At 75.3% G+C, this 24,210-nt stretch carries 18 protein-coding genes; 9 read left to right on the forward strand and 9 right to left on the reverse strand.

Annotation, left to right across the window (positions count from 1 at the left end):
* Window positions 1-77 precede the first annotated feature (77 nt).
* The 4 genes from E8D37_RS00550 to E8D37_RS00565 all read right to left on the reverse strand — a co-directional run bounded on the left by E8D37_RS00550 (window position 78) and on the right by E8D37_RS00565 (window position 7,408).
* Entirely contained in the window at window positions 78-1,469 is a 1,392-nt protein-coding gene (locus tag E8D37_RS00550; RefSeq protein ID WP_136567812.1) for a metallopeptidase TldD-related protein, read from the reverse strand.
* Window positions 1,466-3,013: a TldD/PmbA family protein gene (locus tag E8D37_RS00555; protein ID WP_136567813.1), complete on the reverse strand. Its 1,548-nt coding sequence runs from the start codon at window positions 3,011-3,013 to the stop codon at window positions 1,466-1,468. Before E8D37_RS00555 ends, E8D37_RS00550 begins: the two co-directional genes overlap by 4 nt.
* A 61-nt stretch (window positions 3,014-3,074) precedes the next feature.
* The gene (locus E8D37_RS00560) at window positions 3,075-6,212 is read right to left on the reverse strand and encodes an AAA family ATPase (protein WP_136567814.1); all 3,138 of its coding nucleotides are present in this window, start codon (window positions 6,210-6,212) and stop codon (window positions 3,075-3,077) included.
* On the reverse strand, window positions 6,209-7,408 hold the full coding sequence (locus tag E8D37_RS00565) for an exonuclease SbcCD subunit D (RefSeq protein ID WP_136567815.1): 1,200 nt from the start codon (window positions 7,406-7,408) through the stop codon (window positions 6,209-6,211). The genes E8D37_RS00560 and E8D37_RS00565 overlap by 4 nt, the downstream gene beginning before the upstream one ends.
* A gap of 73 nt (window positions 7,409-7,481) precedes the next feature.
* On the opposite strand from E8D37_RS00565, the gene E8D37_RS00570 reads away from it, so the two are divergent.
* Window positions 7,482-8,579: an FAD-dependent oxidoreductase gene (locus tag E8D37_RS00570; protein WP_240770099.1), complete on the forward strand. Its 1,098-nt coding sequence runs from the start codon at window positions 7,482-7,484 to the stop codon at window positions 8,577-8,579.
* A 325-nt stretch (window positions 8,580-8,904) separates the two neighbouring features.
* Here E8D37_RS00570 and E8D37_RS00575 read toward each other — a convergent pair whose 3' ends face one another.
* Together E8D37_RS00575 and pepN are read right to left on the reverse strand one after the other, a co-directional pair.
* On the reverse strand, window positions 8,905-9,771 hold the full coding sequence (locus E8D37_RS00575) for a formate dehydrogenase accessory sulfurtransferase FdhD (protein ID WP_136567816.1): 867 nt from the start codon (window positions 9,769-9,771) through the stop codon (window positions 8,905-8,907).
* 8 nt (window positions 9,772-9,779) lie between these two features.
* Entirely contained in the window at window positions 9,780-12,299 is a 2,520-nt protein-coding gene (gene pepN, locus E8D37_RS00580; protein WP_136567817.1) for an aminopeptidase N, read from the reverse strand.
* Window positions 12,300-12,546: 247 nt separating this feature from the next.
* Here pepN and E8D37_RS00585 point away from each other — a divergent pair, with 247 nt between their 5' ends.
* Both E8D37_RS00585 and E8D37_RS00590 read left to right on the forward strand, forming a co-directional pair.
* Window positions 12,547-14,331, forward strand: a complete 1,785-nt coding sequence (locus tag E8D37_RS00585; protein ID WP_136567818.1) for a hypothetical protein — start codon at window positions 12,547-12,549, stop codon at window positions 14,329-14,331.
* 264 nt (window positions 14,332-14,595) lie between these two features.
* The gene (locus E8D37_RS00590; protein ID WP_136567819.1) at window positions 14,596-16,380 is read left to right on the forward strand and encodes a hypothetical protein; all 1,785 of its coding nucleotides are present in this window, start codon (window positions 14,596-14,598) and stop codon (window positions 16,378-16,380) included.
* Between the two features lie 85 nt (window positions 16,381-16,465).
* On the opposite strand, the gene E8D37_RS00595 is transcribed toward E8D37_RS00590, so the two are convergent.
* On the reverse strand, window positions 16,466-16,750 hold the full coding sequence (locus tag E8D37_RS00595) for a Fe-S cluster assembly protein HesB (protein ID WP_136567820.1): 285 nt from the start codon (window positions 16,748-16,750) through the stop codon (window positions 16,466-16,468).
* A gap of 124 nt (window positions 16,751-16,874) precedes the next feature.
* Here E8D37_RS00595 and E8D37_RS00600 point away from each other — a divergent pair, with 124 nt between their 5' ends.
* A complete protein-coding gene (locus tag E8D37_RS00600; protein ID WP_136567821.1) occupies window positions 16,875-17,351 on the forward strand; it encodes an OsmC family protein in 477 nt (158 codons plus the stop codon).
* A 69-nt stretch (window positions 17,352-17,420) separates the two neighbouring features.
* On the opposite strand, the gene E8D37_RS00605 is transcribed toward E8D37_RS00600, so the two are convergent.
* Window positions 17,421-18,494 (reverse strand): alanine racemase, encoded by a 1,074-nt coding sequence (locus E8D37_RS00605; RefSeq protein WP_136567822.1) that lies wholly within the window; start codon window positions 18,492-18,494, stop codon window positions 17,421-17,423.
* Window positions 18,495-18,558: 64 nt separating this feature from the next.
* On the opposite strand from E8D37_RS00605, the gene E8D37_RS00610 reads away from it, so the two are divergent.
* Genes E8D37_RS00610 through E8D37_RS00620 form a run of 3 tightly spaced genes read left to right on the forward strand, consistent with a single transcriptional unit; the run spans window position 18,559 to window position 21,129 of the window.
* Window positions 18,559-19,425 (forward strand): LLM class F420-dependent oxidoreductase, encoded by an 867-nt coding sequence (locus E8D37_RS00610; protein ID WP_136567823.1) that lies wholly within the window; start codon window positions 18,559-18,561, stop codon window positions 19,423-19,425.
* A 1-nt stretch (window position 19,426) separates the two neighbouring features.
* Window positions 19,427-20,281 carry a metallophosphoesterase family protein gene (locus E8D37_RS00615; RefSeq protein ID WP_136567824.1) on the forward strand — a complete coding sequence of 285 codons (855 nt, stop codon included), beginning with the start codon at window positions 19,427-19,429 and terminating at the stop codon, window positions 20,279-20,281.
* Window positions 20,278-21,129: a DUF402 domain-containing protein gene (locus E8D37_RS00620; protein WP_136567825.1), complete on the forward strand. Its 852-nt coding sequence runs from the start codon at window positions 20,278-20,280 to the stop codon at window positions 21,127-21,129. The genes E8D37_RS00615 and E8D37_RS00620 overlap by 4 nt, the downstream gene beginning before the upstream one ends.
* Here the strand turns inward: E8D37_RS00620 and E8D37_RS00625 are convergent.
* Window positions 21,104-22,594 carry an MFS transporter gene (locus tag E8D37_RS00625; protein ID WP_136567826.1) on the reverse strand — a complete coding sequence of 497 codons (1,491 nt, stop codon included), beginning with the start codon at window positions 22,592-22,594 and terminating at the stop codon, window positions 21,104-21,106. The two genes, E8D37_RS00620 and E8D37_RS00625, sit on opposite strands and share 26 nt — an antisense overlap.
* A 340-nt stretch (window positions 22,595-22,934) precedes the next feature.
* Between E8D37_RS00625 and E8D37_RS00630 the strand changes: the two genes are divergently transcribed.
* Both E8D37_RS00630 and E8D37_RS00635 read left to right on the forward strand, forming a co-directional pair.
* Window positions 22,935-23,513: a hypothetical protein gene (locus E8D37_RS00630; RefSeq protein ID WP_136567827.1), complete on the forward strand. Its 579-nt coding sequence runs from the start codon at window positions 22,935-22,937 to the stop codon at window positions 23,511-23,513.
* 176 nt (window positions 23,514-23,689) lie between these two features.
* Window positions 23,690-24,076 carry an NUDIX domain-containing protein gene (locus tag E8D37_RS00635; RefSeq protein ID WP_276606443.1) on the forward strand — a complete coding sequence of 129 codons (387 nt, stop codon included), beginning with the start codon at window positions 23,690-23,692 and terminating at the stop codon, window positions 24,074-24,076.
* The last annotated feature ends 134 nt before the right edge of the window (window positions 24,077-24,210 follow it).

The following is a 24,210-nucleotide window of genomic DNA, read 5'->3' on the forward strand; positions in this document are numbered from 1 at the left end:
CCCGGTGTCGGAGCGCTCCGGAGAGCGGGTTGGGGACCAAACGTGAGCAGGACGGCGGGGAGATCAGGACGCCGCGGTCACCGCGCCTGCGACACGCTGGACATGTTGAAGTCGGGGACGCGGAGGGCCGGGGTGGCGGTGCGGCTGAAGTAGTCGTCACCCCACTCGCGGCTGAAGCTGGGCACCGTCTCGGAGGCGTGCGTGAACCGCCGGAGCAGGTCGACCGGCGACTCGTTGAACCGGAAGTTGTTCACCAGCCCGGTGATCTCCCCGCCCTCGACCAGGTAGACGCCGTCGCGGGTGAGCCCGGTGAGCAGGAGGGCCTGCGGGTCGACCTCGCGGATGTACCACAGGCAGGTGAGGAGCAGCCCGCGCTCGGTGCCGGCGACGAGGTCCTCCACCGTCCCGGTCCCGCCCTCGACCTCGAGGACCAGGTTGTCGATGTCCGGCGTGGTGGGCTGGCCGGTGAGCCCCGCCGAGTAGCGGGTCTGCAGCAGCGAGGTGAGGGTACCGCCGGAGATCCAGTCGGTCCTGCCCAGCGGGAGGCCGTTGTCGAAGACCGAGGCGGTGTCGGACGACGAGGTGGCGACCACGAACGGCGCGCACTCCAGCGCCGGGTACCGGGGGTCGGAGGCCAGCGTCACCCGCGGGTCGACGAGGGCGTCGCCGATCCGCGTGCCGCCGCCGCGCCGGGAGTAGACCGACTGCCCGTCGTGGGCACTGCGGGCGCCGGCCGACCAGTAGGCGTCGATCATCAGGTCCGCGACCGAGCCCGGCGGCAGGATCGTGTCGTACCGCCCCGCCGGCAGGTCCACCCGCCGCTCGCCCCAGCCCAGACGGCGCTCGAGCTCGGCGTCCAGGGCGAGGGCGTCGACCTCGGTGAAGTCCCGGGTGGCACCGCCGACCCACGCGGACTGGGTGAGGGCGGCGTCCTTGCCGGTGCAGCCGTAGTGGCCGGTGGGCTGCACGTGGCGCAGCCGCAGGCCGGTGCTGGAGGCGAGGTACGTCGTGGTCATCTCGTGATTGACGAAGCCGTAGAGCACGCGGTCCGCGGCCCGGGCGCGACCGAACGCCTCCCCGAGCGCCGGGGCGAACACGTCGTAGACGTGGATGTCGGTGGGCACCGGTGCCTCGGCCCAGTCGGCGGACACCGCGTCGCGCACCAGGTCCGCGGCGTCCTCGGCAGGGTCGGCGGCCCGGGCCGCGGCGTCCGCGGCCTCGACGAGGGCGCGGACCTGCTCGACCGACGCGGCCGTCCCGCCCACGGTGCCGACGCCGACGCCGTCGGCGCCCCGCACGAACGAGACGACGGAGACGGTGACGCCGTGCATGACGCCGTTGGTGGTGAGGGTGTTGTTGGCCCAGCGGAGGTTGGCGCTGGTCTTGTCGCTCACCACGACGACGCAGTCGTCGGCGGTGCTGGTGGCCAGGGCGTGCTCGGCCAGGTCCTGGGGCGTCACGGCGCTCACTGGCCGGCCTCCTGCGTGGTGTTGAGGATGCGCACGCCGCGGAACAGCGCGCTGGGGCAGCCGTGGCTGACGGCGGCGACCTGGCCGGGCTGGGCCTTGCCGCAGTTGAAGGCGCCGCCGAGGACGTAGGTCTGCGGCCCTCCGACGGCTTCCATCGAGCCCCAGAAGTCGGTCGTGGTGGCCTGGTAGGCGACGTCGCGCACCATGCCGCCGAGCTCGCCGTCGGTGATCGTGTAGAAGCGCTGCCCCGTGAACTGGAAGTTGAACCTTTGCATGTCGATCGACCAGGAGCGGTCGCCCACGACGTAGAGACCGCGCTCGACGCGCGAGATCAGCTCGTCGGTGCCGGGGCCGTCGGGGGCGGGCTGCAGGGAGACGTTCGCCATCCGCTGGATGGGGATGTGCCCGGGGGAGTCCGCGTACGCGCAGCCGTTGGAGCGGCCGTCCCCGTCGGCGGTGGGGTTGAGCTCGGGCATCATCGCGCCCATGGGCCGGTCGAGCTGGTAGCCGACGAGGGTGCCGTCCCGGACGATGTCCCAGGACTGCGTCTCGACGCCCTCGTCGTCGTAGCCCACGGTGGCGAGGCCGTGCGGCACCGTGCGGTCGCCGGTCACGTTCATCACGCCGCTGCCGTAGCGCAGCGTGCCGAGCAGGTCGGGGGTGGCGAAGGACGTCCCGGCGTAGTTCGCCTCGTAGCCGAGCGCGCGGTCGAGCTCCGTGGCGTGGCCGATCGACTCGTGGATGGTGAGCCACAGGTTGGACGGGTGGATGACCAGGTCGTAGGTGCCCGCCTCGACGCTCGGCGCCTTCAGCTTCTGGGCGAGGAGCTCGGGGACCTCCTCGATCTCGGCGTCCCAGTCCCAGGTCGCCGCCGGGTCGCCGGACGGCGAGCCCGCCACGTACTCCCAGCCGCGCCCGACCGGCGGGGCGATGGAGGCCATGGAGTCGAAGGTGTCGGCGCCCGCGCCGTGGGCCTCGAACTCGGGGTGCAGCCGCACCCGCTGCTGCACGGTGCGCGTGCCGAGGAGGTCGGCGTAGAACTTGTTCTCGCGCACCTGGAGGAGGGAGGCGGACGCGTGGTCGACGGCCGCGCCCTCGCGCAGCCGGTTGGTCCAGCCGACGAGCACGGCGCCCTTCTCGGCGACGCTCACGTCGAACGGGTCGATCTCGTAGGCGGAGACCCAGGTCGCGACGTGCACCGGTTCCGGGGCCAGCCGCACCGGCTCGGTCGTCATGGCCGAGGCGACCTCGGCGACCGCGCAGGCCTCCTCCGCCACCCGGCGGGCCTCGTCCTCGGTGAGGACGACGCCGGAGGCGAACCCCCAGGTCCCGCGGTGGACGACCCGCACGGCGAAGCCGAGGTCCTCGGCGTCGCCGGCCGCCTGGAGGACGCCGTCCCGCGCCCGCAGGTGCTGGTACCGGACCCGCTCGAAGCGGAAGTCGGCATGGGTCGCGCCGAGGGCGTCCGCGCGCTGCAGCGCGGCCTCGGCGAGGCGTTCGTAGGGGAGTGCGGTGAAGCTGGGGTCGACCTGCGGTCCGCTCATGACGGCGAACCTACCCGTCCGCGGGCGGACGCGGGCGGAGCGACGACGCCGGCCGGTGAGCTCAGACGCCCTGCAGCGCCACGGCCGAGCCGGTACGCGTCTTGGTGACGACCAGGCGGGCCGGGATGCGGTCCCGCATCTCCGCGACGTGGCTGACGACCCCGATCACCCGGCCTCCCTCGCGCAGGCCGTCCAGGATGCCGAGGACGTCGTCGAGGGTGTCGGCGTCCAAGGAGCCGAAGCCCTCGTCGACGAACAGCGTGTCCAGCACCGTGCCGCCGGCCTCGGCCGAGATGACGTCGGCCAGGCCCAGGGCGAGGGCCAGGCTGACCACGAAGGTCTCGCCGCCGGACAGGGTGGCGGGGTCGCGGGCTTCGCCCGACCAGTCGTCGCGGACCAGGAGCGACAGCCCTCCGCGCGTCTCGCCCGTGCCGCGCTCCCCGGTGTGCTCCAGGGCGTACCGGCCGTCGCTCATCGAACCGAGCCGCGTGTTCGCGGCGGCGACGACCTGGGAGAGGCGGTAGGCCAGCACGAACGCCGACAGCCGCATGCGCAGGGCGTTGTCCGCGGACTTGCCCTCCGCGAACGCGGAGACCCGCGCGAGCAGCGCGTGCTGGTCCAGGAGCGGCCCCCAGGCTGTGAGCCGTTCCTCGAGGGCCGCCGTGAGCTCCGTGAGGCGCCCGGTGGCCGCGGTGGAACGCAGCGCAGCCGCGCGCGACGTGCTCAGGGCGGTCCTGGCCGCCTCGTGGGCCGCGGCGCAGGCACCGAGGTCGCCGTCGTCGGCGGACGGGAGGGCCTCCTCCCGCCCCACCTCCGCCAGGACGACGGCCACGGCGTCGAGCCGGCGGCGGTGCTCGGCCAGGGCCCGCTCGAGGCGGTCGACCTCCGCCGGGGGGACGGCGGCCTCGGCGGCCTCGTCGACCTCCGCGAAGCCCGCCTCGGTCAGCGCCTCGTTCAGCGCCGTGGCGGCCGCCTCCGCGGACCGTCGGGCCGCGAGCGCCGCCTGGCGGGTCTCGTGGGCGGTGCGCAGGACGCGCTGCCGCTCCGTGAGCTCCGCGGTGAGTCGGCGCAGGCGGGCCGCCTCGTGGGGGCCGTCGCCGGCGTCGGGCTCGTCGAACGGCAGGGCCAGGTCGAGCACGCCGTCCTCCGGCTCGGGGGCGTGCCCGTCGAGGACGCGCTCGGCGGTGGCCAGCCCGACGGCGAGCCGGCCCTCCAGATCCGCGACCTCGCGGACGAGGTCGCGGCGCTCCGTCTCGCAGGAGGCGAGCCTCGCCCGGGCGGCGGCCTGCTCGGACAGGGCCTGCTCGACCCGCCGTCCCAGGTCCTCGCAGCGGCGGGTGGCGGCCGGCACCCGGTCGCCGGCCTGGCGGGCCGTGGCCAGCGCGGCCTCGGCCTCGGTGTGGAGCCGGGCCAGCGTCGCGTGGTCGGCATCGCCCGCACGAGCCTGTGCCAGGTCCCGCTGGGTCGCGAGGTCACGCACGTGCTGACCGAGCACGTTCTCGCTGCTGTTGGCCTCGTCGAGGGCCCGCTGGGCGTCGCGCTCCGCCGCGGCGTCGGCGGCCCCGTGGGCCCGCACCGCGCGGTGCGGGTGGTCGCACGACCCGCACACCGGGCAGGCGCCCCCGACGGCCAGGCCGCCGGCGAGCTCGGCGGCCATCGAGGCGATGCGCTCCTCGCGGACCTCCAGGAGCCGCTCCCTCGCGGCGACGACGGCCTCGCGGGCCGACTGCCACCGGGCGTGGGCGTCGACGTGGCGGGCGGCGAGGGCCTCGACGTCCGCCAGGTGACGGCGTCGCGCGGCGAGCTCCTCGACCGCCTGCTCGGCGGCACGCAGACCGGCTGCGGCCCGCTCCGCCACCGCCAGGTCCTCCCGTGCCGCGTCCCGACGAGCGGGCAGCACCTCGAGCTCGGCGGCCAGGTCCTCCAGGGCGACGGCGAGCTCCCGCCGGGCGCGCCCGGTCTGCGCCAGTCGCGTGGACGCCGTCGCGAGGCGGTCCGCGGACCCGGCCAGCCCCGCCAGGACGGTGAGCGCGTGGGTGACGGAGGCGGAGGCCGCGTCGAGCTCGGCGTCCACGGCGGGGGAGTCGAGCTCGGCAGCGAGGTCGGCGTCGAGGTCGGCGCCGCCCACCTCGTCCTCACAGCCCCTGGCCGTGGCGAGCGCGCGGGCGGCGGCGGCCGCCGTCCTGCGCAGCGACCGCTCGGCGTCCTGCGCCACCCGGGCGACGGGCAGCACGGGCAGGGCGCGTCGGGCGGCGGCCACGACGGCCTCGTCGCGGTGGCGCTCGTCGGCGAGGGAGGCCAGCCGGGCCTCCTCGGCAAGGGCGGCGCTGCGGCGCGCGGCCCGTCCGTCGCGGGCCCGTGCCGCGTCGAGCCGCTCTGCTGCCGCGGCCTCCTGGGAGGCCGCGCGGGCGACGTCCGCGGTGGCCTGCGAGAGCGCCTCCGCGGCGCGCGTCCGCAGCCCGACCGCCCAGGGCAGGAGGTCGGCCGAGACCGGCCCGAGGTCGTGCAGGTCCCACGTCTCGGGGAGGGACTCGTCGGCGGCCTCGCTGACGCGGCTGATCACGTCGGCGACCTCGTCGTGCGCGGCCTCGGCCCTGCGGCGCAGCCCGGTGCGCTCCTCGCGCAGCCAGCGCTCGACCCGCTCGAAGCGGTCCGTCCGGAACAGCTTCTGCAGCAGCTGGTGCCGCTCGTCCGAGGTGGCGCGCAGGAAGGCCTGGAACCGGCCCTGGGGCAGCATCGCGACCTGGGTGAACTGGGTGAGGTTCATCCCCAGCACGCCCGAGACGAGGTGGCCCGTCTCGTCCAGCCGCGTCGAGAGGGTGGTCCAGGTGCCGTCGACGAGCTCGGAGCACACCACGGAGGCCTGCTCGGTCGTCCAGCCCTCCCCGCGACGCTTGGGGCGGTTCCACTGCGGCGAGCGGACCAGGCGCAGCCGCCGCGTGCCGACCGTCAGCTCGAGCGTCACCTCGGGGCGCACGCCCGGGGCGGCCTGGTCGCTGCGGAGGCGGCGCGCCGCGCCGCGGTCACCGGGGACGTTGCCGTAGAGGGCGAAGCACACCGCGTCGAGGACGCTGGTCTTGCCCGCCCCGGTGGGGCCGGTCAGCAGGAAGAGGCCCGCCTCCGAGAGCCGGTCCAGGTCGACCTCGACGGTCCCGGGGAACGGGCCGAACGCGGTCGCCGTCAGGTGGTGCAGCCTCACGGTGCGCCCACCCCCGCGCCGGCGGGAGCCGGGTCGGCGTCCGGGTCCTCGCAGCAGGCGTCGACGGCCTGCGACAGGAGGGCCCGCTCCTCGGCGGTGGGGGCGGAGCCGCGCATGGCCGAGACGAACTCCTCGACCACGTCGAGGTCGCTGCGCCCGGCCGCGGGCCGCGCGGGGAGGCCGCCGACGGCGGGGGCCGTGTGCTCGAAGGAGAGCACCAGGGCGTGCGGGAACCGTCGGCGCAAGCGCTCCATCGCGCCGACCGGGCGGTCGACGTCCGTGAGCACCGCCTGCACCCACGCGTCCTCGGCGTCCGCGTGCCGGGGGTCGGTGAGCAGCTCCTCCAGGCTCCCGCGCAGGCGCGCCAGGCGGCGGGGCACGGGGGAGGCGACGAGCTCGGCCGACAGCGGCGCGCCGCCCTCGCGGGGCGCGCCCAGGTCCACGAGCCAGCTGCCCTTGGTGTGGCCCGCCTCCGAGAAGGAGTACGCCAGCGGCGAGCCCGAGTAGCGCACGCGCTCGTCGAGCACGTGCCGACCGTGGAGGTGCCCGAGGGCCACGTAGTCGAGCCCCGCGAAGTGGGACGTGGGGACGATCGAGACCCCGCCGACGGAGATGTCGCGCTCGGAGTCGCTGGGGCGCACGTCGTCACCGCTGCCGGCGACGAAGGCGTGGGCCAGGACGACGGAGCGCGCACCCGGCCGGGAGGCGAGGTCCGCGCGCACGCGCCGCAGCGCCTCGCCGAGGGCCGCCTCGTGCGAGCGGGTCGCCAGGGACCACTCGACGCGGGTCGCCTCCGGGTCCAGGTACGGCAGGCCGTGCACGGCCACCGTGCCGTGCTCGTCCTCCAGCAGGATCGGCGTGCCGACCTCCGAGGCCCGCGTGCGCAGGTGGACGCCGGCCGCGTCGGCGAGCCGGGAGCCGAACCCGAGCCGCTGGGCGGAGTCGTGGTTGCCGCTGGTGAGCACGACCCGCGCGCGGGAGGCGGCGAGCCGCGCCAGCGTCTCGTCGGCCAGGCGGACCGCGTCGACCTGCGGGAGCGCGCGGTCGTAGACGTCCCCGGAGACCAGGACGACGTCCACCCGCTCGGCCTCGACCACCTCCAGCAGGTGGTCGACCCAGGCGGCCTGGTGCGTGAGCATCCCCTCGCGGTGGAAGGACCGGCCCAGGTGCCAGTCGGAGGTGTGGAGGAGGCGCACGCGTGCACCGTAGGACGCGGCGCCGACAGAGGGGTGGACCCACGCCGCCGACCCCGCTGCGAGGGTGGTCACCGTGACACCTCCGAGCCCCTCGTCCACGTCCCCCAGCACCGCGAGCGAGAGCCGGGTGGAGGGCGGTGGCGCGACCGCCGGTCCGCCCTCGGTGCTCGTGGTCGGAGCCGGGGTGGCGGGCCTCGCCGCCGCCCGGGCCGTGCACCGCCACGGGCTCGACGTGCGGGTCGTCGACCGCGGGCACCGCCCGGGTGGCCGCCTGGCCACGCGGACCTGGGACGGTCGGCCGGTCGACCACGGCGCCTCGTACCTCACGGTGGGCGAGGAGGGTCGACGCGACGGCTTCGCGCAGGTGGTGGCGGGGTGGGAGGTCGCGGGGCTCGCGCGCCGCTGGACCGACACGTTCGGCGTCGCCTCGGCAGACGGCAGGTCCACGACGACCGGCCCGGTGCGCTGGGCGGCGCCCGCGGGCCTGCGCAGCCTCGCCGAGGACCTCGCCCGGGGGCTGGAGGTCGACCTCGCCACCACGGTCGAGCAGGTCACGACGACGCCGGGCGGACGGCCGGCCGTCGACGGCGTCGAGTGGGACGCCGTGGTGCTGGCCATGCCCGACGAGCAGGCCCGGCGCCTGCTCGGTCCGGGGCTCGCGCAGGAGATCAGGGACGAGGTGCTGTCGAGGCTCGACGTCGCCGGCGAGCCGGTGCTGGCCGTCGCCGCCCGGTGGCCCGCGCGGGTGTGGGACGACCTCCCCGACGGCCTCTTCGTCAACGACCACCCCGTCCTCGGCTGGGTCGCCGACGACGGTCGGCGGCGGGGCGACGGCGCCCCGGTCCTCGTCGCCCACACGACGTCCGACTTCGCCATCGCCCACCTGGAGGACCCGACGGCGGCGCTCCCGCGCGTGCTCGAGGAGCTCGGCGCGCTCCTGGGGGTGGAGCCCCCGTCCGACGCGTTCGTCCACCGCTGGGGGCTCGCCCGACCGGTGGGGCACCACGACGAGCCCTTCCTCCTGCGCAGCACCGGTGCCGGGGCGCTCGCGGTGTGCGGGGACGCGTGGTCCGACCGCCCGCGGGTCGAGGCGGCCTGGCTCTCCGGGGAGCGGTGCGGGTCGGCGGTGGTCCAGACCCTGGCCGACCAGCCTGCGGGGCGCAGCGCCTGAGAGCGGGCCGGGCGCACCGCGACCGAGGCCGTCCGTCCCGGTCGGGAAGGACCAAGGTCCCGTCCTGCGTGAAGGCGGGCTGAAAACGGGTGACGGGAGCGTTCCGAGGCCCTTCACTTGTCGCATCGGGTCCACGGCCGAGCAGGTCGTGCTGCCCGATCACTGACGAGGTCGTGTGGCGGGCTGGGGGGTTGCGCCACAGGCCTGGTGGTGGCGAGGGCCGGATCCGCGTGCTGGGGAGCGTCGCGGGCCCGGCCCTCGTCCGTTTCCCCGCCCAGGTGCCCGACTCGGGTTGCCGGCTCAGGTTCCGGCACGGGTTGCCGGCTCAGGCGTAGCGCACGGCGCGACCGGGGCCGGTGAAGCCCCACAGGTCCAGGCCCCGGGCCTCCGCCAGTCGCGCCGAGAGGGACGTGGGCGCACCGACGGCCACCAGCGAGCCCACGCCCGCGGCGACGGCCTTCTGCACCAGCTCGAAGCCGATGCGGCCGCTCACGACGAGGCAGGCCTCGGCGGCGGGCAGCCCCGCGAGCACCCGGGACCCGGTGACCTTGTCCAGCGCGTTGTGCCGGCCGACGTCCTCGCGGACGACGAGGAGCTCGCCGTCCGCGGTGGCGAGCCCGGCCGCGTGCGAGGCGCCGGTCCGCTCGAAGACCCGCTGGCCCGCGCGCAGGCGGTCCGGCAGGGCGCGGACCACGGCGGCGTCCGGCCGGTCGCCCTGCCACGGCGGGCCCGCGACGCCGGAGAGCGCGTCGTCCACCGAGTCCGCGCCGCACACGCCGCAGGCCGACGAGCCCGCCGAGAGCGCCTCGTGCCGGGCGCCGGGGGCGCGGCGCGGGGCACGGGCCAGCCGCAGCGTCACGACGTTGAAGGCCTGCTCGGGGGTGAGGGTGGCGTCCGTGCAGTACGCGACCGCGGCCAGCGCTCCGGCCGCCACGTCCGCGTCGTCGAGGAGCCCCTCGTGCCGCGCCCAGCCGGCGGCGAGCTCGAAGTCGTGCCCGGGGGTGCGCATGGTGACCCAGAGCCGGCGTCCGGGCTCCCCGGGCCAGGTGGCGCGCAGCTCCAGCGGCTCCTCGGTGACCAGCCGGTCCTCGTGCCGGCGGACGCGGTCGGGGGCGCCGTCCTCCTCCGCCGGCCGGTGCTCCGCGACCCGCCGCCGGGTGGTGGGGCCGGGAGGCTTGGGCAGGTGGTCCACGGCCGCCCTCACACGCCTCGGAAGGTGCGGCGCACGCCCAGGCGGTGGACGAGCTCGTCGGTGGCGTCCACCAGGCGACGCCGGACGGAGGCGTCGACGTCCTCACGCGCGGCGAGCGTGGTCATCGTGTCCACGGTGGAGGCCGTGACCGAGGAGCGGGGGAAGAAGGCCTCGACGGCCGACGCCAGGACCCACCCCGCGTGCACCCCGGGGAGGTCGGGCACGACCTCGGCGAAGCGCGCCACGTAGGCGTCGGTGACGGACTCCTGCCCGGCACGCCACATGCCCTCGCCGGCGGCGGTGAGCTCGTAGTTGGGGACCTCGACGGCACCGGTCAGTCGGTCCCACGCGAACACCTTGGCCTCCGGTGTCGGGAGGGAGGCGACGGCGCGCGTGTGCTCGACCCGGGACACGGCCGTCGGCTCCGCCTCGAGCGCGGCGTCGAGGGCGGCGCGGTCCGTGGCACCGAGGGTGGCGAGCCGCACCAGGAGGCGCCATCGCAGCTCGAGGTCGACGTCCACCCCGTCGGGCAGGTCGGTGCCGGCGACCCAGGCGGCCAGGACGTCCGGGTCGCGGGTGGCCCCGACGGCCGCCTGGAAGGCGGCGAGCTGGAGCGGCGAGCCCGGCTCGGCCGCGCGCGTGGCCGTCAGTGCGGCCGCGGCGAGACGGTCCGCGCCGGCGGCCGGGTCGCTGGTGTGCGGCAGGTAGGAGAGCACCCAGGGGAAGGTGTAGACGAGGCCCGCGTCCACGGTCTCGACGGGCAGCCAGGCCTCGGCGAGGTCGACGGCCGCGTCGGGGTCGACCAGGGCGTGGTGGACGCCCGAGCGGACCTGGTTCCAGACCGCGGCGCGCAGCCGGGCGTCGTCGGTGCCCGCCACCAGGGCGGGCAGCAGGGCCACCGACGCGGGGTCGGGCAGCGTGGCGGCCCAGGTCTCCTCGGCGGCGTCCAGCACGACCACCTGCTGCTCCTCGACGGCCGGGAGGGGGACCGCGACCTCGGCCGCGTCGACCGTCACCGTGGTGAGCGTGTGCGGTCCCGACGCGGGCCCGGTGAGCAGGCGCACGGTGTGCGCCCGGTCGGCCGGTCGGCCCACCGGCGGGGTGCGGCGCAGCAGCCCGGCCCCGCGGTCGACCTCCAGCAGGTCGGGCCCGGCGGTGGTGAGCCAGGCGTCCGAGAACGACCCCAGGTCGGCGGCACCCGCGCGCTCCCACGAGCCGAGCAGGTCGTGCATGGTGGCGTTGCCGAAGCGGTGCCGGGTGAAGTGGTCGACCGCGCCGGCCATGAAGACGTCGTCGCCCAGGCGTGCGTTGAGCTGACGCAGGATGGCGGACCCCTTGGCGTAGGAGATCCCGTCGAAGCTCTGGAGGGCCTCGAGCGCGTCGTCGGCGCCGTTGCCCGCCACGGAGTGGGTGGTGGGGCGCTGGTCGGCGAGCAGGCCCCACTGGCGGCGCTGGAACGAGTTCAGCACCCAGGCCTCGTCGAACTGCGTCACCGAGGCCGTGACCCGGTTGCCCATGTACTCGGCGAACGACTCGTTGAGCCACAGGTCGTCCCACCAGCGGGGCGTGACCAGGTTGCCGAACCACTGGTGGGCCATCTCGTGGGCGACGGTGATCGCCCGCTGGGTCCGCATGCCACGGGTGGTCCTGCTGGAGAACACGAGGGTGTCGCGGAACGTCACGCACCCGGGGTTCTCCATCGCCCCGGCGTTGAACTCGGGCACGAACGCCTGGTGGTACTCGCCGAACGGGTAGCGGATGCCGAAGAGCCGGTGCAGCTCGTCGAAGCACTGGGCGGTGGTGGTGAACAGCTCCTCGGCGTCGTCCTCCAGCGCCCGCGCGAGGCTGGCGCGGGCGGAGAGCCCGAGCGGGATGCCGTCGTGGGCGTCGCGGACGACGTGGTACGGCCCGGCCACGAGGGTGACGAAGTACGTGGAGAGCGGCTGCGTGGTCGCCAGCTCCCAGGTGCCGGGCTCGACCTGGGTGGCGGCGCCGTTGCCGATCACGGTCCACTCCCGCGGGGCGCGCACGTGCAGCGTGTAGGGCGCCTTGAGGTCGGGCTGGTCGAAGCAGGCGAAGACGGTGGGCGCGGCGTCCATGAAGGACATGCCGTAGACGTAGGCCCGGCCGTCGGCGGGGTCGATCGCCCGGTGCAGGCCCTCGCCGTCGTGGCGGAACGGCATGACGGCGTCCACCACGACCTCGTGCCGACCCTCGGGCAGCGACAGGGGGAACCGCCCCCGCTCGAGCAGCGCCGTGTCCAGGGGCACGCCGTCGAGGTGCACGGACCGCAGCGCCGTGGGCCGGAGGTCGAGGAAGGTCTCGCCCCCGGTCGAGGCGACCACCAGGCGGGTGAGGGAGTCGAAGGTCTCCTCGGACGTCGTGAGGTCGAGCGTGAGGTCGTAGGACTCGACCTCGAGCAGCGCGGCGCGGTCCACCGCCTCGGCCCGGCGCAGGGAGCGGGGCCGCGCGGGCGCGGGGGACGGGGCGGTGGTCGTGGACGGGGCGGGGGAGGCGTCGGAGGGCACGGGCCGAGACTAGTGGCGCGGGTGGCGCCGGACGGGCGGGGCCGGGCGCGCGTCGTCCCCGTGCCGACCGGGGACTTCCGGCCCGCCCTGGAAGAAAAGCCCTGACAGGGCGTCAGGGAGGCGTTACCGTCCCCGCTCGCGGAACGACCTGAGAAATTCCTGATCCTTCCGTGCAACCTCTCGGGCGCCCGTGGCGTCAGAGCAGTACGGACGTCGCTCGGGCGTCCCTCTCGAAAGGACCGCCGCGATGACGCGTGCTCTTCGTTCCCCCTCCCGTGGCCTGGCCGCGGCCGCCACCGTCGGCGCGCTGCTGCTCACGCCGCTGGCGGTCACCGGGGCCCTCACCCCGGCCGCCGTGGCCGACGCCGCCGCGGACTGCGCCACGCCGGTGGACGTCTCCACCCTCTCCAAGGGAGACACCGTGACCGCGCTGAGCGTGGTCAGCGGGACGACGCCGGAGGAGTTCCCCGGCACCGTGCTCGGCGTCGTGACCGACGGGATCGCCCCCGGGGTGGACCTCGTCATGATCGACTTCGGCGGCACGGGGGCCAACCCGGCGATGGACGACGCCGGCGGCATCTGGCAGGGCATGTCCGGCTCGCCCGTCTACGTGGGCGACCCCGCCGACGGCAACATCGTGGGCGCCATCGCCTACGGCCTCTCCTACGGGCCCAGCCCCATCGCGGGCGTGACGCCCTTCAGCGCGATGGACGGCTACCTGCCCTCGGCCTCCACCCGTTCCGGCAGCGTCGACGTCACCGGCGCGGAGGCTCGCGCCATCTCCCGCGCGGACGCGTCGACGACCACCGCCCAGGCGGCGCAGGGCTTCCGGCGCCTCGGCTCGGGCCTCACCCTGTCCGGCGTGGACGCCACCACCCTGGCGACCGCCCGCAAGGCGGCGGCCAAGAACGGCCTCACGCTCGCGACGCGGAAGTTCGCGGCCGCCTCCGGCACCGCCGGGCGGGCCGCCGACACGACCGTCGACGACGTGGCCGCGGGCGGCAACCTCGCCGCGAGCGTGGCCTACGGCGACATCACCATGGCCGGCGTCGGGACGAGCACGTCGGTCTGCGGCGGCGAGGTCGTCGCCTTCGGGCACCCGCTGATCCAGGCCGGCGAGGTCACCTACGGCCTGCACCCGGCGGACGCGGTGTACATCCAGCCCGACCCGGCCTGGGCGCCGTTCAAGATGGCCAACCTCGGCGACCCGGTCGGCACCATCACGCAGGACCGGCTCACGGGCATCACCGGCGAGCTCGGCGTCCTCCCCGACGTCGCGAGCGTGACGTCCTCCTACACCGCGGGGTCGACGTCGAAGGACCTCTCCACCGACGTGTACACCTCCGACTACCTGCCGGACGTGACGTTCTACTCGGCCTACACCGGCACCGACCTCGTCCTCGACGGGGACGCGATGGGCACCCAGGAGCAGACCTGGACGATCACGGGCAGCCACGACGGCGAGGCGTTCACCCTCACCGGCGAGGACACCTTCGCCTCGTCCAGCTGGTGGGGCGGGTACACCGCCGCCGCCGACACCGCCAACCTCGTCTACTACCTGGGCCGCATCGACGGCGTCGAGGTCGACTCGGTCGACGTGACCGCCACGCAGACCTCCGAGGAGGCGCTGTCCTGGCGGGTCGTGGGCGTCGAGCAGCGCCTCGGCGGCACCTGGAAGCGCGTCACGCGCAAGCACGACCTCGTGCTGCGCGAGGGGACGCTGCACCTGCGGGCGGTGGTGCGCAGCGGTGGCGAGACCGCGCACGTGGCGCTGCCGGTGGACATCGACGACGTCGGCCGCGGGAGCGGCTACGGCTACGTGACCGGCGGCGACAGCCTGTACTCCCGCACCCGTGCGGCCACCTTCGAGGGCTTCGTCGACAAGCTGGACGCGCGCGTGGCCAACGACGAGGTGCGCCTGTACCTGCGCATCCGCGGCGCCGGCACCAGGGAGGTCGTCGGCAGCCTCCCGCGCGACGGCGTGGTCAAGCGCAGCCAGTGGTTCTCGGTCACCGGCGGCGCCAAGGGCTGAGCCCTGCCGGGGCGACGTCGGTCCACGTCGGACCGGCGTCGCCCCGGTACCCACCCAGGACGGCCCGCCCCTTCGATGGGGCGGGCCGTCCGTGCCTCACGGCCGACCGCGCGTCCTGCCCGATATGCCCTCCTGCGAGGGCCCGGCCGATCTACAGTGCGCGCGGACCAGGTGGACGGGCGCGGGCCGGTACGGCCGGGCGCGCTGCGCGCCACCACGACGGACGCCACGGGCGCGTCCGCACCGAAGAAAGGGACCCCCTCCATGACGCTCTCCCGCGCTCGCGGCCGCCGACGGCTGCTGGCCGCCGGCACCGCCGGCAGCCTTCTTCTCGCCGGTCTCGCCGCGACGGCCGTCACCGCCCCCGGTGCCCAGGCGGACGTGGCCGCGGACTGTGCCCAGGCGTTCGACGTCTCCGGGCTGAGCGTGGGCGACACGGTCACGGCGCTGAGCGTCGTGAGCGGCACCGACCCGATCGAGATCACCGGCACGTACCTGGGCGTCTACGAGGGCGGCATCGCCCCCGGCGTCGACATGATCATGATCGACTTCAGTGACGACGCCGCGGTGACGAAGGCCGGCGGCATCTGGGAGGGCATGTCCGGCTCGCCGGTGTACGCCGGGGACCCCGCGGACGGCAACGTGATCGGCGCCGTGGCCTACGGGCTCTCCTACGGCCCCACCCCGATCGCCGGGGTCACGCCGTTCGCCGACATGGACACCTACCTCACCAGCGCATCCCACCACGTCGACGTCCCGACCTCCACGGCCCGGACCGTGGCGCGCCGGAGCGCGGGTGACGTCACGACGGCCCAGGCCTCCCAGGGCTTCAGCCGGCTGCGCACGCCCCTGTCGATCTCCGGCGTCGGGGGTGGCACCCTCACCTCGGCCCGCAAGGACGCCGTGAAGGGCGGGCTCAGCCTGCCGACCCGGACCCTGGCCTCCGACGGGCGGATCGCGGGCCTGGCCTCCGGCACCTCGGTCGACGACGTGGCGGCCGGTGGGACCCTCGGGGTCGCGCTCTCGCTCGGTGACCTCACCGTCGGCGCGATCGGGACCACGACCTCGGTGTGCGGCAGCACCCTCGTCGGCTTCGGGCACCCCTTCGACCACGCCGGGGAGGCCGACTACGCGCTCACGCCCGCGGACACGGTCTACATCCAGCCCGACTCGCTCAACCAGCCGTTCAAGGTCGCCAACTTCGGGGAGCCCGTCGGCACGATCACCCAGGACCGGCTGGCCGGCGTCTCGGGCGTGCTCGGCTCCGTCCCCGACTCGGCCAGCGTCACCACCTCGCTGACCGCCGGTTCCGACAAGACCCTGAGCACGGACGTCTACGAGGCCTCCTACGTCCCCGACATCGCCTACTACTCGGGCTACTACACCCGGTACCTGGCGCTGGACGGCGACGCCATGGGCGTCGTCGACCAGACCTGGAGCATCACCGGCACCGAGGACGGCGACCCGTTCACCCTCACCTCGGGCGACGTCCACTCCGGTGGGTCGTGGATCTCGCGGTACCTCTTCGCCGCCGGGCCGGCCATGGCCGCCTACACGCTCGACGACATGGACGGCGTCACGATCACCAGCGTCGACGTGAGCTCGGAGCAGACCTCGACGACGAACAAGGTCTGGGCGCTGCGTCGCGTGGAGCAGCGGGTGGCCGGCGAGTGGAAGAAGGTCGGCAAGCACGGCGTGGCGCTGACCGGCGGGACGCTGCACGTCCGGGCGGTCCTCCGCTCCCACGGCCGCACGGTCTCCGTTCCCTTCTCCTTCGAGGTGACGGACCCGGGGCGTGGCTATGGGACGCTGCGGGTCCGCGCCGGCCTGAGCAACTACTCCTGGCGCTCCTCGGACGCCGCCAGCGTCGCGGAGCTGCAGCAGGAGCTGGACGCCGCCGTCCGCAACGACCAGGTCAAGGCGGTGCTCGCCGTCCAGGGCGGCACGCGCAGCAAGGTCGTGGCGGACCTGCCGCGCGACGGCGTCGCCTACGGCAGCGCCACCGACGCCGCGACGTTCGTCGGCGTGAAGGCGGGTGCCGTCGGCTGACGCCCGCGTCACCCCCCCCGCACGAGCGAGGCCCCCGCGACCGACCTGGTCGCGGGGGCCTCGTCCCACGTGGGGGGTGTGGACCTCAGCCCTGGAGCCCCAGGGCGAACTCGACGAGGCCCTGGTCGTCGACCGAGGCGTCGAGCACCTTGTCGTCGAGCACCTGGGCGGCGCGGTCGTCGAGGTAGACGGTGGTGCCGCCCTGCGTGACCACCTGGTCGCCGGGCTCGGCGCCGGCGGCCATCGAGGCGGAGAAGCTGGGGTCGGACTCGCTCTCCGCGGTGATGCGGAGCCCCGCGGTGGCGGGCAGCTCCGGTGAGGAGCTGAGCTGGCTGAGGATGGACGTCGCGTTCTCGGTGAGGGTGAGCATGACTCGCCTTCCGGTTGCGTGCACGGACCACACCACCGTCCCCGACGACGTCCGTCCGGACAAGGCCGCAGGCGCGGCCCGGGCGTGTCGCCGTGCCGCGCCTACCTCGTGCCACAGTGGCGCCATGACGGACGGCACCGGACGGACCACGGTCGACAGCGCGACCCCCGACCCCACGCTGCGGACGGTCGACCTCGCCCGGACGCGGGAGATGGCCTACCTGGCCACCAACGTCCGCGGGGGGACGTTGGCGGTGGGGGACGGGTCCAGCGAGGACTTCACGCCCGTCGAGCTGCTCATGGTCGCCCTCGCCGCGTGCGGGGCCATCGACCTCGAGCACGTCACCCGCAAGCGCGCGGACGCCACGGGGCTGACGGCGCGGGTCGAGGGACACAAGATCCGGGACGAGCAGGGCAACCGGCTCACGGGTCTCACCGTCGCGCTCGACGTCGACTTCCCCGACGGGCCCGAGGGCGACGCCGCGCGCGCCGTGGTCCCCAGGACGCTGCGGATGATCGAGGAACGGCTGTGCACGGTGGGGCGCACGGTCACCGTGGGCGACCACGTGCGGTACGTCGAGGGACGCTCCGCCCAGGCCTGACCCGACGACGCCTGACCTGCCCAGGCCTGACCCGCCCAGGCCCGACCCGCCCAGGCGCCGGTGGGTCGATCAGCCGTTGAGACCCCGGGCGGCGACCGGCCAGGCGCGCAGGCCCCCGGGCTCGTCCACCCACAGCACGTCGGCGAGGTTGACGGCCGAGCAGACGTGGTTCGGCACGACGTCCACCTGCGTGCCGATCCGGGGGAGGACCCCCTCGGTCTCCACGACGGCGTGGTGCTCGGAGAGCTGCACCACTCGCGCGTCGGGGCGCTCCGGCAGCCGGCCCCATCCGGTCGACCACGGCGCCCGGTCGGCCCCCAGGACCTTGGAGCCGGCGTCCAGGACCAGCCGTCCGGAGGCGTGGCTGACGACGGTGGCCCGGACGGTGAGGGCGATGTCGTCGGGCTGGCAGGTGCCGAGCTCCCACTGCTGGGCGTCGTTGAAGACGTAGACCCCCGGTCGCAGCTCCCAGGTCACGGTGTCGGCGTGGTCGCGGGGACGGGCGAGTCCGGCCGCCAGGGACGGCGTGGACCCGCCGGAGAGGACCCGGGGCGGCACGCCCGCGGCGTCCATCGCCTCCCGGGCCGCCTCCAGCGCCGCGGTCTCCTGCGCGGCCGCGTCGGCGGAGGCGCCGGGCGTGTAGGAGTGACCCGGGAACGTGAACGCGCCGCGGACCTCGAGGCCGGCCCGCGCCGCGGCCAGGGCCACCTCGCCGGCGTCCCCCGGGGCCACGCCCGTGCGGTGGTGGCCGGAGTCGACCTCCACCATGATCTCGATGCCGCTGCCGCCCAGGCGCCGGCCCGCGTTGGCGGCGCCGGTGACCGAGTCGAGGCCGATCGCCACGCGCGCGTGCTCGGCCAGGTCCCGCAGCCGGGCAGCGCGGTCGTCGTCCACCCACACGGGGTAGGCGAGGAAGACGTCGGTGACCCCCGCGCGCACCATCACCTCGGCCTCCCCGACGGTGGCGAGCGTGAGCCCGGCGGCGGTGCTGGCGAGCTGGAGCCGGGCGACCTCCACGCACTTGTGCGTCTTGGCGTGCGGGCGCAGGGTCACGCCCGCCGTGGCCGCGGCCTCGGCGACGCGCCGCACGTTGCGGCGCAGGCGGACCGGGTCGACGCGCAGGTGCGGGGTGGCGGCAGGCACGCGGCCACCGTAGTGCCCGCGGCGGTGTGGTGCGGGTGCTGGACAGCCCGGCTAGGTTCGCAGCATGCAGCTGGGCATCCACTACGCGATCTTCTCCGGAGCCGACCAGGGCGAGATCGTCGACCGGCTCGTCGGCACCGCCCGCGCCGCCGACGAGGGCGGCGCCTCCTGGTTCACCGTGATGGACCACTGGTTCCAGATGGAGCACCTGGGCGGCCCCGCCGAGCCCATGCTCGAGGGCTACACGACGCTGGGCCACCTCGCGGCGGTCACCGAGAAGGTGCGCCTCGGGCTCCTCGTCACCGGCGTCACCTACCGGCACCCCGGCCTGCTGGCGAAGACCGTCACGACGCTCGACGTGCTGTCCCGCGGGCGCGCCATGCTCGGCATCGGCGCCGCCTGGTACGACCGGGAGCACGCCGGGCTCGGCGTCCCCTACCCCTCCACCAAGGAGCGGTTCGAGCGCCTCGAGGAGGCCCTCCAGGTGGCGAAGGCCATGTGGTCGGACGACGAGTCGCCGTTCGAGGGCACGCACTACCGTCTCGCGGAGCCGGTGAGCCGGCCGGGCAACGTCTCGCGGCCGCACCCGCCGATCCTCATCGGCGGCATGGGGGAGCGGAAGACCCTCCGCCTGGTGGCCCAGTACGGGGACGCCTGCAACCTCTTCGGCACCGACCCCGAGGTCATCGGGCACAAGCTGGGGGTGCTGCGCGAGCACTGCGAGCGGCTCGGGCGCGACCCCGCCGAGATCACCACCTCCGTGACCATCGGGGCCGACCCCGCGAAGAGCCCCGAGGCGGTGCTGGAGGAGCTGGCGCCGGTCGCCGCCCTCGGCATCGACACCGTCTGCGTGATGGCCCCGCCGGAGGACCCCGCCGGCTGGGCGGAGTCGTTCTGCGCGGAGGTCCTGCCCGGCCTCCGGCAGCTCTGAGGTGGGCCCCAGCACGCCGGGCGCCGTCGACCGCGTCGCGGTCCTCTCCGACGTCCACGGCAACCTCACGGCCCTCGAAGCGGTGCTGGCCGACGTGGACGCCCGCGGGATCAGCCGCGTCCTGAACCTGGGCGACGACGTGGGCAAGGGGCCGCGCGGGCGCGAGGTGATCGACCTCGTGCGCGCCCGCTGCGAGGTGAGCGTCCTGGGGAACTGGGACGACTACCTGCCCTCGCCCGACCGTGAGGCCACCCCGGAGCTCGACTTCTGGGCCGACCAGCTGGGGCCCGGCCAGGCGGCGTGGCTCGCGGCGAAGCCGTTCTCGCTAGACCTGCTGCTCTCCGGGCGGCGGCTGCGGATGTTCCACGCCTCGGCCGACTCGGTGCACCACCGGGTGCGGCCGTCCTCCCCTCACGACGAGCAACGTGGCCTCTTCGACCACACGTCGGCCGTGGCCTCGAGCCCGCACACGCTCTTCGGCCCTGACGAGCCGCCGGACGTCGTGGTCTACGGGGACCTCCACGAGCCGTTCGTGCTCGCCGACCAGGGGCGCACGGTCGTCAACACCGGCAGCGTGGGCAACAACGTCGGCGATCCCACGCCCGTCTACCTGGTGCTGGAGGGCCGGCTCGGCTCGGCGCAGGACGCCTCGTTCTCGATGACCCACGTGCGGGTGCCCTACGACGTCGAGGCGGAGCTCGCCCACGCGCGCGCCGTCGCCATGCCCGGCTACGAGGCCTGGGAGCAGGAGCTCACGACCGGCGTGTACCGCCGTGACGATCCGTCCGGCCCCGAGGTCCACCTCGTCGGCCACGCCCGTCGGCCGGCGCGGTCCCTCCAGGCGGAGGTCCGGTGAGCGAGCGGACCTCTGCCTCCGGCGGCGCGATGCAACGGCTCGGACCGGTCCCGCCCGGCACCCCCGGTGAGCCGGGTGAGCCTGGCCACCTCGAGGTGCTCGAGGGGCTGCGGCTCACCGAGCCCGGTCACGAGCGCGGGCTGGCGCCCCACGCGCGGACGGCGGCCTGGGAGCCGGGCACGGTCATCGCCTGGTGGTACGGCCGGGGCTGCGCGCTGCTGCGGGTGGTCTCGGACGACGAGCGTGGGCTCGTGGCCTGGCTGCCGACCGGCAGCGAGGCCCTGGTGAGCACCCCGAGCGACGGCCGGGGGCTGCGCGAGGTCCCGCTGGCGGAGCGGTTCGCCGTGCCCCGCGCACCGGCGCTGCGGGCCTGGCAGGGCCAGGGGGTGCTGCGCGTCCTGCCCAGGGACGCACCCTGGTCGGTGTGGCTCCTCGGCGAGGGCGACGCCTTCGTCGGCCACTACGTGAACCTGGAGCTGCCGCACCGGCGGCCGCTGGACGGCTCGCCCCGCACGCACAGCCGGGACCTCGTCCTGGACCTGTGGCTGGAGGACGGCGAGGTGTGGCTCAAGGACGCCGACGAGCTCGAGGCCACGGTGCCGAGCGGCCACTTCACGGCCGCCGAGGCGGACGCCGTCCGCCGGCTCGGCGAGCGGGCGCACCGCGAGCTGGTCGCCGCGCGGTCGTGGCCGCTGGACGAGGACGCCTGGACGACGTGGAGGCCGGCCCCGGAGTGGGACCGGCCTCTCGCGTTCGAGGACCTCGAGCGGTCGGGGTCCGACGACCCCGTCACGCGGGACGCGGTCGCCCGCGCCCGAGCGTTCAGGCCCGGCGCCGGCCCCGCCTGACCGGGATCACCAGGGCGACCGCGGCGCCCACGAGGGCCACCACCGCGCCCGTGAGGAACGAGGCGTGGAAGGCCTCGGCGGTGGGTGCACCGGTGAGGTCGACGTCGCTGGTGATGATGGTGGCGATGACGGCGGACGCCGACGTCGTGCCGAGCGCGCGCGCCAGCGCGTTGACCCCGACCGCCGAGCCGGCCTCGGCCGGCGGCACGGCGTCCAGCACGAGGGTCGGCATCGCGGCGTAGGCGATGCCGACGCCGGCGGCGATGACGATCGTGGCGATGAGCAGCTCCCACGAGGCGGCCATGAGCAGGCGACCCACCAGGTAGCCGATGCCGATGGTCGCGGAGCCGATGGCCAGGGTCGGCTTCGGGCCGAACCGCGCGATCATGGCTGCCGACAGCGGGGCGCAGAGCATCATCGTGAGGCCGCTGGGAGCCATCCACAGGCCTGCGGCGAGCAGGGTCTGGCCGAGGCCGACGCCCGTGGCGGTGGGCAGCTGCAGCAGCTGGGGGATGGCCACCATCTGGGCCATGAGGCCGAAGCCGACGGCGATCGCGGCCACGTTGGTGAGCAGGACGACCGGGCGGGCCGTCGTCCTGATGTCCACCAGCGGCTGCGCGACCCGCAGCTCCAGGGCCACCCACGCGGCCAGGACGACGACGCCGCCGACGAGGCAGCCCAGGGTGGACGTCGAGGACCAGCCCCAGCTGGAGCCCTTGGAGATGCCCACGAGCAGGAGGACGAGGCCGACGCTCAGGCCCACGGCACCGGGGACGTCGAACCGGGCACCCGCGTGGGGGTCGTGGACGTGGGGGACCGCGACGAGGACGAAGAGGAGGACGGCGAGGCTGAGCGCCGCGGAGACCCAGAAGAGCCAGTGCCACGACCCGACCTGGACGATCCAGGCCGAGAGAGGCAGGGCGATCGCGCCGCCGACCCCGAGGGTCGCGGACATGGTGGCGATCGCGGACCCGGCCATCCGGGGCGGGGTGATCTGGCGCATGAGCGCGATCCCGACGGGGACGAGGCCCATGGCGGCGCCCTGGAGCGCGCGGCCGACCAGCATGGGGGCGAGCGAGGAGGCGAGGGCGGAGACGACGCAGCCCACGAGCAGCATGACGACGCACGCCACGACCACGCGCTGCTTGCCGACGATGTCGGCGACGCGCCCCGCGACCGGCATCGCGACGGCGCCGGCCAGGAGGGTCACCGTGACCACCCAGGCCGTGGCCGAGGCGGTGCTGCCGAGGAGCTCCGGGAGCCGTCCCTGGATCGGCACGACCATCGTCTGGGAGAGCGACACCGCGAGACCGCCCACACAGAGCGCGGCGACGGCGAACGCCGGATGACGGCCCTCGACGTGCGGCTCGGCGGAGCCTGACGCGGCCGGGTCCGACGCGGCGGGAGCGGAGAGCAGGACGGGGGAGAGGGTGCCCGAGGAGGGCGAAGGGGGCGCGGAGGTCATGGACGGCCTTCGTGAGGAGGTCGGGTGATTGCTGGCGGCAACCAAGGGTGCCCGACAGATGTTCCCATCGACGCCCTCCGCCGGCCTCGTGGCGCCGTGGTGGACACCGGATCATCCGCGTCAACGCCGGGAGTCGGGTCCGTTTCCCCAGGTCACGAGGACCTTCGTCCCGCCTGCGCAGCGCGGGTGTGAAGGGGATCGCACTCTTTGCGGAGGTCCCGGTGAGGAAGGTGTGAAGGACCCTTCTGCGCCGGCTCCCGGGGTGGTGGGCTCGTGCTCAGAAGTCGTCTCCCCCCTGCCCGAACCCACCACGAGCACCACTCATCCCCGGAGTCCGACCATGCCCCGCTCCCCGCTGTGCCAGTGCGGTCACACGTCCGCCGTCCACGCCCACTACCGTGCAGGCACCGACTGCTCGCAGTGCGACTGCACCGAGCTGCGTCGCGCCCGCCGCGGCGCCGGCGTCCTGTCCCGCCTCTTCGGTGACGCCTCGTACACCTACCTGGGTGCGGACGCCACGGTGTGGGCCATCATGAACGCCCCCGAGACGGAGGCGCCGGCGGCCGTCACGGTGCCGCGGCTCTCGCGCAAGGACCTGCGCCTCGTGCGTGGGCTCGAGCAGGAGCTGCGGGCGCTGGCCGCCGACCTGGTCGACCCGCTGCCCGGCGAGTGCGAGCGCTGCTACGTGTCGCGGACGGTCGACGAGCTGGGCTGCGACGGCACCCTGCGCTGGACCGGCCGCTACCGCGACCTCCACGCCCCCGGGCACGCCGGTGCTCCGGTGCGCGCCGGCGACGCGGAGGCCTGCGACTGCCGGGTCATCGGCGCCGACCGGCCCGCCGACGAGCTCGGCTGCCGCGGCGTCCACCGTGGCCACCTCAGCGGGAGCTGCTCGCTGTGGGGCACCCACCACCACTGACCCCCTGCACCACCTGCACCACCGTCACGCACGCTCGCGGGGCCACGGGACCTGAGGCCCCGCGAGCGGTGCCGGCACCTCCCGGGGTGCCCCTCAGCACCACACCCACGGCGCCGCGCGGACCTCGAATGGGAGGGCCCGCCGGCGCCGTTCGTGCATCGTGGGAGGCTCACCGCGTGGAGCCCTTCGTCCTCGCCGCCGTCGCCTTCGTCTGCGACGGCGCGCTGCTGACCGTGCGCAAGGCCGGGACCGAGCGGTACCTGCTCCCCGGCGGGAAGCTCGAGCCGGGGGAGAGCCCACTCCAGGCGGCCGTCCGCGAGGTGGCCGAGGAGATCGGCCTGGACGTCGAGGAGCTCACCGAGCTCGGCGTCTACTCGGCTGCCGCGGCCAACGAGCCCGGTCGGTCCCTGGTCTCCACCGTGTACGTGGGTGAGCTGACCGGGGAGCCGCGCGCCTGCGGGGAGATCGCCGAGCTGCGCTGGTCCTCCCTGGTGGCACCGCCGGCCGACCTGGCCCCGCTGCTGGCCGAGCACGTCGTGCCGGCCCTCCTCGCCCGGCGCTGACCGCCCGACGCTGATCACCCGGCGCTGACCGACCGGCGCTGACCGACCGGCCCCGACCCGTCCAGACGTCCGGTCCCGCGGCCGCGGGCTGACGGCTCGCTCTCAGCCCGACGGAACCTGGTCGTAACCGCCCC

The sequence above is a fragment of the Nocardioides sp. GY 10127 genome (genome assembly GCF_004919085.1).
In the GTDB taxonomy this organism is placed as follows: domain Bacteria; phylum Actinomycetota; class Actinomycetes; order Propionibacteriales; family Nocardioidaceae; genus Nocardioides.

What these genes read in the sequence shown, in the direction of transcription:
- E8D37_RS00625 (WP_136567826.1), bottom strand. Translation starts at nt 22,594, where the DNA reads ATGACCTCCGCGCCCCCTTCGCCCTCCTCGGGCACCCTCTCCCCCGTC.
- E8D37_RS00585 (WP_136567818.1), top strand. Translation starts at nt 12,547, where the DNA reads ATGACGCGTGCTCTTCGTTCCCCCTCCCGTGGCCTGGCCGCGGCCGCC.
- E8D37_RS00595 (WP_136567820.1), bottom strand. Translation starts at nt 16,750, where the DNA reads ATGCTCACCCTCACCGAGAACGCGACGTCCATCCTCAGCCAGCTCAGC.
- E8D37_RS00610 (WP_136567823.1), top strand. Translation starts at nt 18,559, where the DNA reads ATGCAGCTGGGCATCCACTACGCGATCTTCTCCGGAGCCGACCAGGGC.
- E8D37_RS00630 (WP_136567827.1), top strand. Translation starts at nt 22,935, where the DNA reads ATGCCCCGCTCCCCGCTGTGCCAGTGCGGTCACACGTCCGCCGTCCAC.
- E8D37_RS00555 (WP_136567813.1), bottom strand. Translation starts at nt 3,013, where the DNA reads ATGAGCGGACCGCAGGTCGACCCCAGCTTCACCGCACTCCCCTACGAA.
- E8D37_RS00600 (WP_136567821.1), top strand. Translation starts at nt 16,875, where the DNA reads ATGACGGACGGCACCGGACGGACCACGGTCGACAGCGCGACCCCCGAC.
- E8D37_RS00590 (WP_136567819.1), top strand. Translation starts at nt 14,596, where the DNA reads ATGACGCTCTCCCGCGCTCGCGGCCGCCGACGGCTGCTGGCCGCCGGC.